The organism is Methylomonas sp. LW13 (assembly GCF_016865255.1).
Taxonomy (GTDB): Bacteria; Pseudomonadota; Gammaproteobacteria; order Methylococcales; family Methylomonadaceae; genus Methylomonas.
The window spans coordinates 1,025,369-1,040,652 of record NZ_CP033381.1 but is presented as its reverse complement, the minus strand read 5'-3'; the positions used below and the strand labels follow the sequence as shown (position 1 = coordinate 1,040,652).

Sequence of the window (15,284 nt, the reverse complement as noted above, 5' to 3'; positions counted from 1 at the left end):
TTGTTAAATTCCTACGGCATTGCCCCTGACTATTGAATTCAGTTGGTAACATCGATAAATCCGTGTAATCCACGCTTGGAATCGACCGCCAGCCAACGCCTTAAGTATTGCAGCTCTTCGGTAGATTGCAATTCTTCGAGGCTTTTTTTATTTTTCAACAATCTGAACGCGGCGGAAAGCACTTTGTAATTCTCACCTACTATACCGGCTCGCCGTAAGCCCACTATGTTGAGCCGATAATGTTTCGCGGGCCGGCCACCTATCAGCATAAACGGGATCACGTCCATGTTAATCCCCGTAGTGCCTTGCACAATGGCATAAGCGCCGATCCGGCAAAATTGATGCACAACTACCGCCCCGCCCATAAACACGTTATGCCCCACCTCTACATGACCGCCAATCGCCACATTATTGGCAAAAATCGTTTTGTCACCAACCGCGCAATCATGGGCAACGTGGCTGTTGTTCATGAAATAGCAACCTGAACCGATCCTGGTAGCGCTGCCAGCTACTGTAGCCCTATGGGCGGTAAATCCTTCTCGAAACACGTTATTGTCCCCAATCTCTAGCCACGACTCGGTTTGCGCATCAAACCCCAAATCTTGAGGTAAGCCGCCTAGCACAGCGTGCGGGTGTAACACATTACCGTCGCCCATTTTGACATGCGCATGCACTACGGCATGAGCACCTATTTGACTGTTCGACCCTATTACGGCGCCCGCCTCTATCACCGCAAACGGCCCAACGCTGACGTTTTCTCCAAGCATGGCGCCGGTTTCGATAAAAGCGGTGGGATGAATCGATGCAGTCATGGTTAGCCTCTTGGATGATGTTGGGTATGTAATACTTTCAAACGCTGTTGGGCAATATGCGTATAAATTTGGGTAGTGGATAAATCCGAGTGGCCGAGCAGTAGCTGAACCACTCTAAGGTCAGCGCCATGATTCAATAAATGCGTGGCAAACGCATGACGCAGCGTATGCGGCGACAAATGTTTATCGATACCTGCCCGCACAGCATAGCGTTTGATAATGTGCCAAAAAGCCTGTCTGGTCATAGAAGTGCCCCGGGTGGTAACAAACAAATAGTCGCTTTGCCTATTTCCCAGGATTGCTTGTCTGGCAGTATTCAGATAACGTTCCGCCCAATCCATGGCTTCTTCACCAACCGGCACCAGGCGTTCCTTATCGCCTTTACCGACGATGCGCACACAACCTTGCCGGAAATTGATTTGGCTAAACTTCAGTTCGACTAACTCGGACACCCGCAGCCCTGTGGCGTAAAGCATTTCAAGCATCGTTCTATCCCTGAAACCCAACTTGTCGGCAACTTCCGGAGCATTTAACAATAATTCGACGTCGGTTTCTGACAATGAATCAGGCAACGTGCGGCCAAGCTGTGGCGAGTCTATTAATTGGGTAGGATCGATATTAATCTTACCTTCGCGCAGCAAATAACCGTAAAAGCGCCGCAAACAAGAGACAATTCTGGCCGACGAACGGCTGGTTATACCTTGTTGCTGTCGGTTAGCCAAAAAACTCTTGATCGTCGTGTCGTCAACAGCGGTTATATCCTTATCCTTCAGCCACTTCGCAAACAATTTAAGATCGCTGCCGTAAGCCGATAGCGTATTGTCGCTTAATCCAAATTCCAACCACAATGCGTTTAAGAATGCCTCTATGGTCTGCGCCGAATTCATTCCCTGTCCAATCCCAAACCACGCTCGTACTCGAGTAAACGGTGTTTAAGCGCCACAAACTCGCCATCGGCCTGCCCCATAAAACCGCCGATGCCACGCTTTGCCACCACCCGATGACACGGGATAATCCCGGCATAAGGGTTATTTCGGCAAGCCCCCGCTATTGCTCTAGGTCCTGAACCCAGCGTTTCCGCCAACCCCGAATATGTTTCCACTTGCCCGACGGGAATAGCCAATAACGCACTCCAAACCGTATTAGCGTACACGCTACCCTGGCTTAGCAAGGTAACATGCAGTTCGGTTTGCATCGGGTTTAACAGATAACTTTGCACACTAACAGCCTGTGGTGACAAAGTCTTAGTTAACTCTCCGCCAACGTGCCAAGATGCATCCGTAATGATTTCACCGGCCATGGTTAATATCAATTCCGCATTGAGTAGTGGCACGGCGAGCAGGGACTCTTCACCATCCGCAACATTTTGCCAAACGATATGTAAAGGCATCACATCTCTCTTTTGCTATCGGCAAAAAAAAAGGCAGCTGAGCAGGCCGCCTTTTCTCATTACCTGATTCGCTATAAACGAACCAGATTGCAGCGTATTAAGAAAGTTTCTCTTTGATACGTGCGGCTTTACCAGCCAAATCGCGCAGATAATAAAGTTTAGCGCGACGAACGTCACCGCGACGTTTTACTTCGATACTGCCAACCGATGGACTGTGGGTTTGGAAAACACGCTCAACACCCACGCCATGCGAAATTTTTCTGACGGTAAATGCTGAATTCAAACCGCGATTACGTTTAGCAATCACGATGCCTTCAAAAGCCTGTAACCTTTCCCGCGTGCCTTCAGTTACTCTAACTTGCACCACGACAGTGTCGCCAGGTCCGAATTCCGGTACATCTTTTTTCAGCTGTTCAGCTTCCAATTCTTCAATAATTTTACTCATAACCACACCCTATTAAACAACTTCAGTTCTAAATTCTTTCAACAAAGCATCCTGCTCTGCGCTTAATGTTACTTTTCCAAGCATATCAGGGCGCCTAGACCAAGTCCGCCCCAACGCCTGTTTCATACGCCACCGTTTGATTTCAGCATGATTTCCGCCGAGTAGTACATCCGGAACGTCGCCAATATCGCTATGCTCGGGCCGCGTATAATGCGGGCAATCCAACAATCCATCAAAATGCGAATCTTGTTTAGCAGATTCTTCGTCACCAAGTACGCCAGGAATTAACCTGGTAACCGCATCGATTACTACCAAGGCTGCCAGCTCGCCACCGCTGATGACGTAATCCCCCAGCGACCATTCTTCGTCACAGGCATGCTGGATAAAACGTTCGTCTATACCTTCATAGCGACCGGATACGAGGATCAATTGATCATAGCAACTCGCATCCAGCAACAACTCCTGATCAAGCAAACGCCCCTGCGGACTCAAGCAAATCACTTTGCTATTAGCCAAGGCATTATGCTGTTTGGCTGCATCTACCGCGTCGAGCAAAGGTTGGCATTTCATTACCATGCCCGGCCCGCCGCCATAAGGTCTATCATCCACTGTCCGGTGTTTATCGTGCGTGTAATCACGAGGATTCCAAACGGACAAATCAACCAAGCCTCGCTCAATTGCTCTACCAGTTACCCCGTAACCAGCGGCATCCGATACCATATCAGGAAAGAGACTGATAACATCGAAACGCATGCCTTGAGTTAAAAATCAGGATCCCAATCGACGATAATCAGACCATCGTCAAGATCAATTTTTAAAACAGTACTCTGCTGCAAAAACGGAATCAGACGTTCTGACTCCCCGTCAACTACGACCAAAACATCGTTAGCACCGGTTTCCAACAAATGATCAACTTTACCTAATTGGCAACCCTCTAGATTGCGTACTTCCAGCCCAATCAGATCCGCCCAATAATATTCTCCATCGCTCGCTTTGGGTAATTGTTGCTTGCGAATCAAAATATCCGCGCCCATCAACCCTGCTGCGACATCTCTGTCAGTAATATCTTGCAACTCTGCGACGACCAAACTGCCTTGCCGCCGACCTCCAAGCAATTTAACTTCGTGGAAGTGGCTATTTTTTCGCAGAATCCATGGGGAATACTGCAATATGTTTTCACGGGGATCGGTGAAGGAATAGACTTTTACCCATCCTTTTACACCAAAAACGCCGGACACTTGGCCGACGTTCAAAAAATCCCCTTCTGACAAAGCTAAAATTAAGCGGCTGCTTTATCGGCGTCTTTAATCAATCTAGCGACGCGGTCAGTAGGTTGCGCTCCATTGGCTTTCCAGTATTGGACGCGTTCGCTATCCAATACTAATCTTTGCTCACCACCGCGAGCTAAAGGATTGAAAAAACCTACGCGCTCAATGTAACGACCATCGCGACTGCTTCTGCTGTCGGTAACAACAACATGATAGAAAGGACGATTCTTAGCGCCGCCTCTGGACAAACGAATGCTTACCATTTGGATACCTTAAATAACATTGAATCAAAAAACTTAATCAAACTATTCTACGCGATTTTTACAATAAGTGAAGGACAAATTACGACAATCACATTCTCATGCCGCGCATATTGCTCTTCAAGCCGCGCATCATGTTGGCAATATTACCCTTGCTGAATTTTTTCATCATCTTTTCCATCATTTGATGCTGCTTCAACACACGATTTACAGCCTGCAAGTCCAAGCCGCAACCATCGGCGATACGCTGCTTCCGACCGCCTTTAATCAGATCGGGAAAACGCCGCTCTTGTTTGGTCATTGAGTTGATTACGGCAATCTGATGCGCCAGATCTTTGTCGTTGACTTTATCCTTAATATCTTTGGGCACTCCTCCCATACCCGGCAGCTTATCCATCATCGCGCCAAGCCCGCCCATATTTTGCATTTGCTCCAACTGTTCTTTCAAGTCATTCAAATCGAAGCTTTTGCCTTTTTGCAATTTTTTGGCTAATTGCTCGGCCTTTTTCTTATCAACATTTTGCTCGATATTCTCAATCAGCGACAACATGTCGCCCATACCGAGAATACGCGAAGCCAACCGATCAGGATAGAAAGGCTCTAAGGCATCGGTTTTTTCGCCGACACCGATAAACTTAATCGGCTTGCCTGTTATATGCCGAATGGAAAGCGCCGCTCCGCCACGCGCGTCGCCGTCGGCCTTGGTCAGAATGACACCGGTCAATGGCAAGGCATCATGAAAAGCCTTGGCAGTGTTTGCAGCATCTTGACCGGTCATACTATCAACCACAAATAAGGTCTCAATCGGCTTGATTGCGGCGTGCAAAGCTTTGATCTCTGCCATCATCTCGTCATCGACATGCAAACGTCCGGCGGTGTCGACAATTACCACATCTAAAAATTGGCGCTTTGCTGCATCTATAGCCCTGTTGACAATATCGACAGGATTTTCGCTGACATCGCTTTCGAAAAATTTTAATCCAACATCGGCGGCCAACGTCTCCAATTGCTTAATCGCGGCAGGACGATAAACGTCAACACTCACCACGCCTACCTTTTTCTTTTTCTTTTCTTTTAGATGGCGACCTAATTTTGCCACCGTAGTCGTTTTACCCGCACCCTGAAGACCTGCCATCAATACGATTGCCGGCGGGTTGATCCGTAGATTCAGCTCTTCGTTAGCAGAACCCATCACCTTGACCAGCTCGGACTGCACCACTTTGATCATTGCCTGCCCAGGCGTCAAACTGGTTTGCACTTCTTGACCCAACGCGCGCTGAGTAACTTGATCGATAAAATCGGTCACCACCGGCAAAGCAACATCGGCTTCCAGCAAAGCCATTCTTACTTCGCGCATGGTGTCCTGGATATTGCTCTCGGTCAGACGACCTTGGCCTTTAATTTTTTTTAGTGTGCCACTGAGGCGATCAGATAAATTATCAAACATAGCTGCGTCTTTATTTTTCTAGGGTTCCGGCGGATGTCTGCCAACACAAACGGATTACAACAATTGGTCTGCTTAGTTTAACATAACCGTATCGCAACACCTTTTGATTATTCCCCTGCCATCGCCATGTACACCACACCCGCCGGCCTATTTTCGATATTAAGCTATGCGATTGCCGCAACATTGATCGTTAAAGAAATTTTTGGCGCCAAACAGCACCGACTATCCATGCAACTGGCTTGGCTTGGCGCAGGCTTGCATTGCGCCTACACCGTCTTAAACGTACAAAACCATAACGGATTCAACTTCAGTTTTTTCAGTACCGCATCGCTTGCAGGCTTAGTTATTTGCCTTCTGCTGTTAATTGCCTCGCTGGACAAACCTGTGGCAAAACTGGGCGTGTTGATTTTTCCAGTCGCTGCAGCCATGCTGGCTTTAGATATTCATTACCCAGCTACGCCACGCCTGCTTGTGAACCACAATTGGCAGATGAGCACTCACATACTGACATCAATATTGGCATTCAGCCTATTAAATATCGCTGCCTTACAAGCCATTTTATTGGCCGTTCAGGATCAACAATTACGCCATCGCCACCCCAAACGCTTTATGTTGGCTTTACCACCCTTGCAAGCCATGGAATCACTGTTGTTTCAAATGATTGCAACGGGATTACTGTTTTTGACCGCGTCCTTGGTCACCGGCTTCTTTTTCGTAGAGGATTTATTTGCGCAGCATTTGGTTCATAAAACCGTACTATCGATACTGGCCTGGATAATTTTTTCCGCACTACTGTTCGGCAGGATTCGCTATGGCTGGCGTGGGCAAAGCGCAATTCAGTGGACCCTCATAGGCTTTACTTCATTACTATTAGCCTATTTCGGCAGTAAATTGGTTTTGGAATTGATATTGAAAAAAGTTTGACCCCTTAAAAATAGCCCGAGACCACGCAGCACCACATCCGCAGTTAAGATCCAGCAGAAACCAACGCAGCCTTCATGGTGAGAGCAACTTCCAGATCAGGTTTTTGAGCCAAAATATAATCCAGCATCATGATAGCCGCATCATAGATTCCTTGCTCCGTATACAAGTTAGCCAATTTTATTTGCGCCAACGTATCGCTGGGGAATTGGCCGATGTAATTATTGTAGGCGTCTATAGCGACCATCACATCGCCATGCAGCCTTTGCATTTCCGCATATAAGGGTAAGTAGACGGGATTCAATTGCGACAAACACTGTAACGCTAAATTGGCGGTATGAGCGTCATCGCTATCGATACCGATATCCGCAATTCTTATCAGAGCCTGCTCTACCAACACACCACCACCGTCAACAATTTGTCGATATGCATCCAGCGCCTGGGCCGATGCGTGTTGCAATTCGGCCAAGTAACCAGTAATCAAATGGCGATACGGCTCAACCGCCTGCTGATCCTGATGCTTACTCAGACTAATCAGCAAATCACTCAATTCTTCGATTTTTTTATGCTTGAATAACAAGCCCGCCCTTTGCTTTAGACTTGAAAGATTTCCCTGGCTTTTGGCCTTCGCAAAATGCCGAGTATGTTTATCGTGAACAATATCTAAGAAGCGTTTTTCAAAATCGGCAAATTGAGCCCGAACATCTACCGGCACCTCAGCGGCAGTAGCTTTCCACAATCTTGCTCGCCCAAAACTTCTGTCTTTTCGATATTGCTCCATTATCAAACCAAAATCCGGCACATCCGCATATTCCTGTTGCCTGGCCTTAACTCTTTCGACAGCGTCATCCAACAAACACATCAATTTTGCTGCACCTTCCCGATAGGCGTCATAGAAAACATTGCCAAGTTGCTTGGCTTCTTCAGCACTCCATGCCTCATCGTTAAATGCCTTCGTCAACTTTATAAAACTTCTGATACCAAAGCTTTTTACCAACTTGCTGTAATGCCTATGTTCTCGCTTAAACTTCTTCTCGATCTGATCCAGTCTTTTTTTATCCTTATAGTTTCCAATGACCCCATCGGCACTATACATCTCGTCGTTGACACGGCGCGCATTCTCCGCCAGACGAGCAATTCCTTTGATCTGAAATTGAGCACGCCCCAACTCATCAAGAATTTGTTTGTGATATTTACTATGTTCAGCGGATTCGCTAACGCGCTCGGCTACGATTTCAGCCACATTAATGGAGCCATCCCCAAATTCAATTTCGGATATGGGTAAATACTCGATATTTTCGACTTTGGCAGAACCACCGGAAATATTGAAAATCCGACATCCCATGCCAGACAACTGTTTCGCCTGGAAACTCAGTGAGAGAATGGCTTGAGCGAAGTCGCAACTTGTAGGCGCCATAAAACCGGCATTTGTCTCTACTTGCAACGATGTCAAATTAAAGCGTGGCCCGGCCATTTGCTCGTCGCTACCGGTGGCGTGAGTGAAGCCTTCCCTCGTGAAGCATAAGTCTACGCCGGCGAGCACCATTCTTTTGAAGCCAAAATGATACGCCACGCTCAACGCAGTATTGGTCACAGTCGGCCCCGCACTGCCAATATTCGCTACGTTCAGTGGCGACGGCCAAGGCAGTCGCGGACCAAGATAGAACCCAAGACCATGCCATTGGTTAACTAAAGTGGGGACAGTGTGGTATGAATACACAAAAATCGGCTTGCTGCTGAACTCGAGCATTTCCTTGCTGATATCAAAGCTCAGCTCAGTCGGATCCACCGAAAACACAAAATCCGGCTCGATATTGGCTTGTAATAACTGGCGAGAAATTCTGGAAACCGCAAAAACCACAACGTCGTTCCGATGCGATCTGAGCCATGGTAAAACCTCATCAAGCGAGGGACCACCCGCCAAAATTAATACCGTATTATCGACAAAGGCCTTTTCCAGCACTTTTGCCGGCCTTTGGTTATCGGCTAGGTTAATAATCTGTCTGGCAATAAACGCCTCGCTACCCAGCTCGACGCTAATTTGCCAATGCAGTTGCGATAGAACTTCCGTGATATGCCAACTTAGCTCTGCATACTCCTCTATATAATCGTCTTGCGCACAAATTGCATTGTAGGAGCGTACTGCGTTGATATACAAATAGTCGTTTATTTTGAAATTTTTAATAGCCTCCGGCCATTGCTCCAAACCAACACACAGAATCTTCTCATCCAAGCCATCAAGCAATTGGTTTTGTTTTAAAGCCTGCAAAACACCTTCCGGCTCAATGAAGAGGTAGCGCGTACCCTTTGGTAAAAACTTGCTTTGCAAGTATTTTGGCAATAACCCTGAATCCGTGCCGATAACCACATTAAGTGTATCTTCTGCAAACAGATCCTTACCAAACTTCGCGTCAAACAATACTCCAGCACTCACTCTATCGAAGCTGTTTCTATTCAGGTTGAAAAAATATTTTTCACCAAAATTATTTACGCTTATTGGCCCTAAGTCATATTGTCTCACCTGATCAAGTTCATCATCCATTTGCTACTTCTTGATTAAAGTTTACGGAATCTCACTAGCGATGTATCAGCTTAGCATTCCTTTATTCAAATACACCGTGAATTCAGACTAAATACTGCGGCTACTTTTATTTCAATAGCTGCAATACGCCTTGGGTTACCTGATTAGCCTGAGCCAACATTGCCGTACCGGCCTGCTGCAGAATCTGACTGCGGCTTAAATTCGCAGTTTCGGCAGCGAAATCGGCGTCCATGATCCGCGAACGTGCAGAGCTTTGATTTTCAATAGAAGATTGCAGATTCGATATAGTGGTGGAAAACCGATTTTGAATTGCACCTAAATTCGAACGAAATGTATCGATTCTTCTGATTGCCGTGTCAATAGCGTTGATTGCTGAGCGCACATTTCCCGAGGTAGCCGCTGATCCAATTGAATGCTTATTACCAAAAAGCGCGCTTAAACTTGTCACAGCCAGCAGATCGGATACCGTAACCGATATTTGATTGTCTGCCGCCGTGTTAGCTCCAATTTGAAAGTTCGCATTCTTTAAAGAACCGTTTAGAATTTTTTTGCCGTTGAATTCGGTATTTTGAATAATCCTTTTAACCTCTGCACCCAATTGCTTAAATTCGGTATGAAGCTTTTGCCTATCTTCACCGCTAACAGCCGCTCTGTTGGCCGCCTGAATTGCTAAATCCCTCATCCTTTGCAACGTTTCAGTGATTGTACCCATCCCAGCTTCCGCAGTTTGCGCCATGGAGATACCGTCGTTGGCATTGCGCATAGCAACAGTCATACCGCGAATTTGCGATGTCATCCGGTCGGCAATCGCCAAACCGGCGGCATCGTCTTTAGCACTGTTGACTCTGAGACCTGATGATAAGCGCTCCATAGACATTTGCAGGCTATCGTTAGTCCGCGTCAGAAACTTCTGACTATTCAATGACGCGATGTTTGTATTGATGACCATTGATGATGGCATGATCGTTCTCCCGGTTGATACTAAATGGAATAGGCATTATTGCCGCCACTAAACATCAATCACTTTTCATGCCAATGTATAAAAATCCCTTTTAAATTCAATAATTAAAAAAATAATACGCTATTAGCATCATCAAGAACGGCTAAAACACACCCGATCAAAGGCCGTTTCGCCAATTAAACAGCCTTAAGCCAATTAGAACGACATTTTTTTGACTCGCCCCTCCGAAATACCTTACCTAGAAGAACCACATACCAAATACCCCCAATAAAAACAAAAAAATTGAATTAAATCAACAATATACACAAGAATCACATAACTTGAGGATCGCTATTTCAATATACGAAAGGATTACAAAAACGTCGAAGAGCGCTGCAAGCTGAAATCAGGCAAACAATTGAGAACCTTAGAAGAACACACAGAGGAGCGGCATTTCATTGCCGCCAGAACAACAATCAAGAAATTAAGGGGTATATCGATACACTGAACAGCGTGTTGGAACGGGATGAACCCGGGGAAAAACGGGGATAAGTCTGAATCAGATGACTTAGTAACTGTTATAAGCCTGCATTGCCTTGCGGCCGCGATCCAAGACCGCTTGCTGAGCAGCCGAGAGCGACTTTTGCTCTTCGATATAAGAAATAAAAACCGAATCCTGCTCAAGCATCGACTGAGCTACTTGCTTGACAAGTAGTTTTTTATGCTCGGGCAAGCACGCCACGCCCGCAAAAAACTGTTCTAAACAAACTTGCCTTTTATCCAAAATATCAGCCAGACCCTCCCATTCCGCCTTTAGTATGCACTCTTGGATATTGTCGGCAAAACCTTGTAATTGTTGCTGCCACTCCAAGAAATTAGGATCCGGGAAATCAAGAGACATCAGGCAATCGCATCCCAGGCTTCTTTGACGTCTTTCATCAATACAGTTACCTCGTTTAATATGTCCTCGCTGTTTTCACTGCTTGCCTGTAACAGCCGAAAGTTGATGTAATCGTACAATTGGCGAAGATTGACGGCAATTTCGCCACCCTGCTCTAGGTCAAGCACCTCGTTCAGACCACCAACTATGCCAATTGCCTTGGATATATAGATACTTTTCGCTTCCATATCCCCGTGAGTAATTGCACCTTTAGCAGAATTGATTCGAGCCAAGAACCCTTCCATCAACATTTGAATCAGCCGATGGGGAGATTCCTCGCCAAAATTGCTGGAGGTATGGACCTCTGCGTATTGTCTAGCGCCTTTTCTATGAGCATCAACGTACATGGGAAAACCTCTTCATTACAATTTGCTGATCCAGTTACTTAGAAAAGAACCGGTTGATTTAAATTTACCTACATTGACGTCCATGGCTGTGAATTGTTTTTGCAAAGTCTTTTGCAAATTATCCAGCCTAACCTGCACGTCGGCTTTACGGCTATCCAATGCTGACAATTGTTTTTTCAGCGATGTTTGCTGACTATCCAACGGCCCACCCGATTGCAATACGTTATCCAATTTTGAATAAAGCCGGGTCGCTACGCCATCAGACGACGAAAACACGTCACTTACAGATTGTAAACTGGCACTCAATGCGGTGTTAAGCTGCGTGCTATCCAATGACATCACGCCATCTTTATCTATTTTTATGCCGATCATGGCTAGCGAGTTATAGTTGCCCGTTGCTGAAGAAACCGGATTTGCCGAATCCTGCCTGACTTGAGAAGTCACGTAACGCAGGGTAGCATCGCCGATTAACGCACCATTTCCGGAACTACTACCGCCAGTACCTCCACCATATTTGCCCAAATCTTTGGAAGTGGTATGTAACTTGTTGTACGCAGTGACGAAACTTGTCAGCGTTTTATTGACAGCCTCATTGTCCAAACTAACATCGACGTTTACTTTGGTACCCACTTGAGCAGATTTCAAATCTAAGGTCAGACCTTGGATGACATCGGTTATGGAATTGGTGCTTCGTGTCGCGGTTTGACCATCGACTTTGATAATAGCGTCGGTAGCCGTTGTCTGAGCGCTCAAATTAGAAGAAAAAATTTGTGACAATCCTGACGTATCGGCGTTGTTACCATCGTCATCGGTACCCGTCACAGTAAATGCGTTGGCGAGTCCTGAATTTTTGGCTGTGAGGACTAACTTGGAAATCGTGCCGGTGCCGGTCGAGTTGTCGACGTTAACGATACTTGCGGTAACGGAGGTATTGCCGGAAGCGTTGTTGATAGCGTCCCTGATTCCCAGCAACGTGTTATTGCCCGAAGCAACCGTCACATTGAACGAAGCTCCGGCGGTGGTTGCGATAGTCAAAGATCCAGTCCCAACGGTGGCAGCCGAGTTGGCAAACTCCCCCGAAATAGATTTTTGCGCCTTCGCCAACTGAGTAACTTCGACGGCATAAGACCCGGCCACGGATCCTGCACCCGCCGCGACTTTTAGGATAGATTCGTCGGCAGACGCGGCTTTATGCGTTTTAAACAGATTCCCATCTTTAAGTTTGCTTACGACCGTCTGGAAATCGGACAACGCGCTTTTCAAGGTCCCCAACCCACTCAAGCGCGTATTCGTTGTGTCTTGTTGCCGCTGTATCGCATTCAGTGCCGGCTGACCTTCAGCTGTCACCAATTGCGACACGAGGGTGCCAATATCGATACCGCTACCAATACCCGTCGACGAAACTATGCTCATGACACTCTCCTCATCCGACTAACTTACTAAGCACGATCCTGAATCATAGAGCCTTGTTGGCCATCTAACTCCTGCATTCTTCTGATAAACGCCAGCATTTCTTCGGACGGAATTTGCCGCACGACATCACCCGTTTCACTATCAACGACTTTCACCACTAATTCCTTGGTTGAATCATCTACTTTGAATTGGAGATTACGGTTAACCGATTGGAGCAACGAATTCCCTTTATCCGCCGCTTTTTTTACCGAATCGAAAGAAGGTTTGGCCTCATTCTGTTTGTCCTGATCTTGATTAGAAACTGAAGAGGACACAGTCGAGTCATTTTGCAACGCGGAAATACCAGGGTTACGCTTGTCAGCCTCGACCCTGGCTCCCGCAAATGATTTTTCATCCGTTTGCTTATCAGCTTTAGCAACAGTCACGGGAGATAGCTTTAACACATTTGAAATCTCACTGTTCATGACATTCACCTTATGCTTTTCGTATTAAACGGGAGGTTACGGTCCGCAACCCCCCAATCAAAACTACCTTAGCAAACTCAACACGGATTGACCGGACTGATTAGCCTGAGCCAGCATCGCTGTACCGGCTTGTTGCAATATTTGCGTTTTGCTCAAATTGGATGTCTCTGTGGCAAAATCGGCATCCAAGATACGGGATCTGGCGGCGCTTTGGTTTTCTATCGAAGACTGCAGATTGGCTACAGTAGTAGTGAACCTGTTTTGAATAGCACCCAAAGTTGACCTGAAAGTATCGATCTTTTTGATCGCACTATCAATAGCTGAAATTGCCGATCTCACTTTGGCGGAAGCCGCACCCGAGCCGATCGAATATCCCGCAGCGCCAAACAAGGCACTAAGACTGTTAACTTTTTCCAAGTTAGAAACAGTAACAGAGACTTGGTTGTCTGTCGTGGTATTGGCACCCACTTGGAAGTTAGCACCCGCCAATGAGCCATTCAAGATTTTTTTACCGTTAAATTCGGTATTCTGAATAATCCTTTTAATCTCAAGGCCCAGTTGTTTAAATTCGGTTTGAAGTTTGTCCCGGTCGGAACCACTCACCGCAGCCCTGTTGGCCGCTTGAACCGCAAGGTCACGCATACGTTGCAATGTATCGGTAATAGCTCCCATCCCGGATTCAGCTGTTTGCGCCATCGAAATGCCGTCGTTGGCGTTTCTCACTGCTACGGTCATACCGCGAATTTGCGATGTCATTTTATCGCTGATGGCTAAACCTGCCGCGTCGTCTTTTGCAGAGTTAATCCGCAAACCCGAAGACAAACGCTCCATTGATGTCGCCAGTGAATCGTTGGTTTTATTTAAAAAACGTTGACTGTTCAACGAATTGACGTTTGTGTTGATTACCATTGCCATGATGTTACCCTCCAAATTTCGAGAACGTTCAGCGCTTCGAAGATTTTGTGTTGTGTTGAATTAAAAAGATTTGTTTCAAACTCGAATGATGTATCGGCCCGAATTTGGAGAACTTTAACCCTCTCATTCAGAAATACTTGGCGAATTCGCCCTGTGCCCTTAGAAAATCGGCTTCGCGTCCTATGTCCAACCAATAGTCATTGACCGGAAACATAGAGACTATCTCGCCTGCAGCCACTTGCTGGTTTAATAAGGTCGGCATATCCAGCTTTTTCTGGGCTGAGATGCTATTAATCAAACTGTGATCCAGCACATAAATTCCCGCGTTGGCCAAGCAGCTTTGCAAGGGTTTTTCTTCAATCCCCACCACTCTTTGCTGCTCCAATCTCACGACACCGTAAGGAATTTGGTACTCGTATTGGCGCACACACAAGGTAGCAATCGCTTGCTGTTCGTTGTGATAGGCCAACAATCTGGAAAAGTCGATCTGGGTCAGAATATCGCCATTCATCACAATCAACGGCACATCCGGCAAATTGTCCGGCATTAAACCGATTGCGCCGGCAGTCCCCATCGGTTCGGTCTCATCAATATAGTCGATCTTAATTCCCCAACGTCCGCCATCTCCAAAGTAGTCTTTGATTTGCTGCGCTCGGTAATGCACGGCTATATAAAACTGTCGAAACCCTGACTTAACGAAATTCTCGATGATGGTTTCCAAAATGGGCTTGCCGCCGATTTCTAACAGCGGCTTGGGGCATTCGTCCGTATAGGGACGCAAACGGGTACCGAATCCACCCGCCATCAAAAATACCGGATTGGGGAATGCCGGCTGCTTGTAAAGCGCCTGCAACGACTCCAGCCGCACCACCCTGCCCTGTTCATCGACAACCGGCAATTGGTAGAGATGATGACCCTCCATCATGGCAATCAACTGGGTCTTACTGTCATTTAAAGCGGCAACTTTCGGCCGCTTATTCATCACCTCGAAAACCGGATGTTCCAGGGATAAGCCGCGAATCAAGGCGCGACGAATATCGCCATCCGTCACCACACCCAGCAGTTTTTCTTGGTCGTCCACGACCAAAGCAATCTGCAATGCCGCGCGATCAATCACCTCGATGGTCGCTCGCAACGTCGCTTCCGGACGAATCAATACCTGCTGCCAATGCTGTTTCAT

17 protein-coding genes are annotated in these 15,284 nt (G+C 46.7%); 1 reads left to right on the top strand and 16 read right to left on the bottom strand.

The window, feature by feature from the left end:
• Nucleotides 1–38 precede the first annotated feature (38 nt).
• The 8 genes from lpxA to ffh form a co-directional block, all read right to left on the bottom strand.
• Nucleotides 39–812: an acyl-ACP--UDP-N-acetylglucosamine O-acyltransferase gene (gene lpxA / locus JL719_RS04620; RefSeq protein ID WP_033157168.1), complete on the bottom strand. Its 774-nt coding sequence runs from the start codon at nt 810–812 to the stop codon at nt 39–41.
• Between the two features lie 2 nt (nt 813–814).
• Complete coding sequence (gene xerD / locus JL719_RS04615) at nt 815–1,699, bottom strand: site-specific tyrosine recombinase XerD (protein WP_033157169.1); 885 nt, start codon at nt 1,697–1,699, stop codon at nt 815–817.
• Entirely contained in the window at nt 1,696–2,202 is a 507-nt protein-coding gene (locus JL719_RS04610; protein WP_033157170.1) for a methylated-DNA--[protein]-cysteine S-methyltransferase, read from the bottom strand. The genes xerD and JL719_RS04610 overlap by 4 nt, the downstream gene beginning before the upstream one ends.
• A gap of 97 nt (nt 2,203–2,299) precedes the next feature.
• Nucleotides 2,300–2,647: a 50S ribosomal protein L19 gene (rplS, locus tag JL719_RS04605; RefSeq protein ID WP_020484866.1), complete on the bottom strand. Its 348-nt coding sequence runs from the start codon at nt 2,645–2,647 to the stop codon at nt 2,300–2,302.
• A 12-nt stretch (nt 2,648–2,659) separates the two neighbouring features.
• Nucleotides 2,660–3,400 carry a tRNA (guanosine(37)-N1)-methyltransferase TrmD gene (trmD, locus tag JL719_RS04600; RefSeq protein ID WP_033157171.1) on the bottom strand — a complete coding sequence of 247 codons (741 nt, stop codon included), beginning with the start codon at nt 3,398–3,400 and terminating at the stop codon, nt 2,660–2,662.
• Nucleotides 3,401–3,408: 8 nt separating this feature from the next.
• Nucleotides 3,409–3,900 (bottom strand): ribosome maturation factor RimM, encoded by a 492-nt coding sequence (rimM, locus tag JL719_RS04595; RefSeq protein ID WP_084153320.1) that lies wholly within the window; start codon nt 3,898–3,900, stop codon nt 3,409–3,411.
• Nucleotides 3,901–3,926: 26 nt separating this feature from the next.
• Nucleotides 3,927–4,178 carry a 30S ribosomal protein S16 gene (gene rpsP / locus JL719_RS04590; RefSeq protein ID WP_033157173.1) on the bottom strand — a complete coding sequence of 84 codons (252 nt, stop codon included), beginning with the start codon at nt 4,176–4,178 and terminating at the stop codon, nt 3,927–3,929.
• An 88-nt stretch (nt 4,179–4,266) separates the two neighbouring features.
• A complete protein-coding gene (ffh, locus tag JL719_RS04585; protein WP_033157174.1) occupies nt 4,267–5,622 on the bottom strand; it encodes a signal recognition particle protein in 1,356 nt (451 codons plus the stop codon).
• A gap of 126 nt (nt 5,623–5,748) precedes the next feature.
• Between ffh and JL719_RS04580 the strand changes: the two genes are divergently transcribed.
• Nucleotides 5,749–6,546, top strand: coding sequence for a cytochrome C assembly family protein (locus JL719_RS04580; RefSeq protein ID WP_033157175.1), 798 nt, complete (start codon nt 5,749–5,751; stop codon nt 6,544–6,546).
• 43 nt (nt 6,547–6,589) lie between these two features.
• On the opposite strand, the gene JL719_RS04575 is transcribed toward JL719_RS04580, so the two are convergent.
• The 8 genes from JL719_RS04575 to JL719_RS04540 all read right to left on the bottom strand — a co-directional run bounded on the left by JL719_RS04575 (nt 6,590) and on the right by JL719_RS04540 (nt 15,284).
• Nucleotides 6,590–9,085 carry a motility associated factor glycosyltransferase family protein gene (locus JL719_RS04575; RefSeq protein ID WP_033157176.1) on the bottom strand — a complete coding sequence of 832 codons (2,496 nt, stop codon included), beginning with the start codon at nt 9,083–9,085 and terminating at the stop codon, nt 6,590–6,592.
• 106 nt (nt 9,086–9,191) lie between these two features.
• Nucleotides 9,192–10,046 carry a flagellin N-terminal helical domain-containing protein gene (locus tag JL719_RS04570; protein WP_033157177.1) on the bottom strand — a complete coding sequence of 285 codons (855 nt, stop codon included), beginning with the start codon at nt 10,044–10,046 and terminating at the stop codon, nt 9,192–9,194.
• A gap of 547 nt (nt 10,047–10,593) precedes the next feature.
• Nucleotides 10,594–10,926, bottom strand: coding sequence for a hypothetical protein (locus JL719_RS04565; RefSeq protein WP_033157178.1), 333 nt, complete (start codon nt 10,924–10,926; stop codon nt 10,594–10,596).
• Nucleotides 10,926–11,312: a flagellar export chaperone FliS gene (gene fliS / locus JL719_RS04560; RefSeq protein ID WP_026602079.1), complete on the bottom strand. Its 387-nt coding sequence runs from the start codon at nt 11,310–11,312 to the stop codon at nt 10,926–10,928. Before fliS ends, JL719_RS04565 begins: the two co-directional genes overlap by 1 nt.
• A gap of 15 nt (nt 11,313–11,327) precedes the next feature.
• A complete protein-coding gene (gene fliD, locus JL719_RS04555) occupies nt 11,328–12,725 on the bottom strand; it encodes a flagellar filament capping protein FliD (RefSeq protein ID WP_033157179.1) in 1,398 nt (465 codons plus the stop codon).
• 26 nt (nt 12,726–12,751) lie between these two features.
• Complete coding sequence (locus tag JL719_RS04550) at nt 12,752–13,189, bottom strand: flagellar protein FlaG (RefSeq protein ID WP_033157180.1); 438 nt, start codon at nt 13,187–13,189, stop codon at nt 12,752–12,754.
• Nucleotides 13,190–13,252: 63 nt separating this feature from the next.
• On the bottom strand, nt 13,253–14,098 hold the full coding sequence (locus JL719_RS04545; protein ID WP_308441643.1) for a flagellin N-terminal helical domain-containing protein: 846 nt from the start codon (nt 14,096–14,098) through the stop codon (nt 13,253–13,255).
• Between the two features lie 133 nt (nt 14,099–14,231).
• Entirely contained in the window at nt 14,232–15,284 is a 1,053-nt protein-coding gene (locus JL719_RS04540) for a nucleotidyltransferase family protein (RefSeq protein ID WP_033157181.1), read from the bottom strand.

Excerpts from the sequence above, each read along its gene's own strand:
- lpxA (WP_033157168.1), bottom strand. The coding sequence starts at position 812 with ATGACTGCATCGATTCATCCCACCGCTTTTATCGAAACCGGCGCCATG.
- xerD (WP_033157169.1), bottom strand. The coding sequence starts at position 1,699 with ATGAATTCGGCGCAGACCATAGAGGCATTCTTAAACGCATTGTGGTTG.
- JL719_RS04610 (WP_033157170.1), bottom strand. The coding sequence starts at position 2,202 with ATGCCTTTACATATCGTTTGGCAAAATGTTGCGGATGGTGAAGAGTCC.
- rplS (WP_020484866.1), bottom strand. The coding sequence starts at position 2,647 with ATGAGTAAAATTATTGAAGAATTGGAAGCTGAACAGCTGAAAAAAGAT.
- trmD (WP_033157171.1), bottom strand. The coding sequence starts at position 3,400 with ATGCGTTTCGATGTTATCAGTCTCTTTCCTGATATGGTATCGGATGCC.
- rpsP (WP_033157173.1), bottom strand. The coding sequence starts at position 4,178 with ATGGTAAGCATTCGTTTGTCCAGAGGCGGCGCTAAGAATCGTCCTTTC.
- ffh (WP_033157174.1), bottom strand. The coding sequence starts at position 5,622 with ATGTTTGATAATTTATCTGATCGCCTCAGTGGCACACTAAAAAAAATT.
- JL719_RS04580 (WP_033157175.1), top strand. The coding sequence starts at position 5,749 with ATGTACACCACACCCGCCGGCCTATTTTCGATATTAAGCTATGCGATT.
- JL719_RS04575 (WP_033157176.1), bottom strand. The coding sequence starts at position 9,085 with ATGGATGATGAACTTGATCAGGTGAGACAATATGACTTAGGGCCAATA.
- JL719_RS04570 (WP_033157177.1), bottom strand. The coding sequence starts at position 10,046 with ATGCCATCATCAATGGTCATCAATACAAACATCGCGTCATTGAATAGT.
- JL719_RS04565 (WP_033157178.1), bottom strand. The coding sequence starts at position 10,926 with ATGTCTCTTGATTTCCCGGATCCTAATTTCTTGGAGTGGCAGCAACAA.
- fliS (WP_026602079.1), bottom strand. The coding sequence starts at position 11,312 with ATGTACGTTGATGCTCATAGAAAAGGCGCTAGACAATACGCAGAGGTC.
- fliD (WP_033157179.1), bottom strand. The coding sequence starts at position 12,725 with ATGAGCATAGTTTCGTCGACGGGTATTGGTAGCGGTATCGATATTGGC.
- JL719_RS04550 (WP_033157180.1), bottom strand. The coding sequence starts at position 13,189 with ATGAACAGTGAGATTTCAAATGTGTTAAAGCTATCTCCCGTGACTGTT.
- JL719_RS04545 (WP_308441643.1), bottom strand. The coding sequence starts at position 14,098 with ATGGTAATCAACACAAACGTCAATTCGTTGAACAGTCAACGTTTTTTA.
- JL719_RS04540 (WP_033157181.1), bottom strand. The coding sequence starts at position 15,284 with ATGAAACAGCATTGGCAGCAGGTATTGATTCGTCCGGAAGCGACGTTG.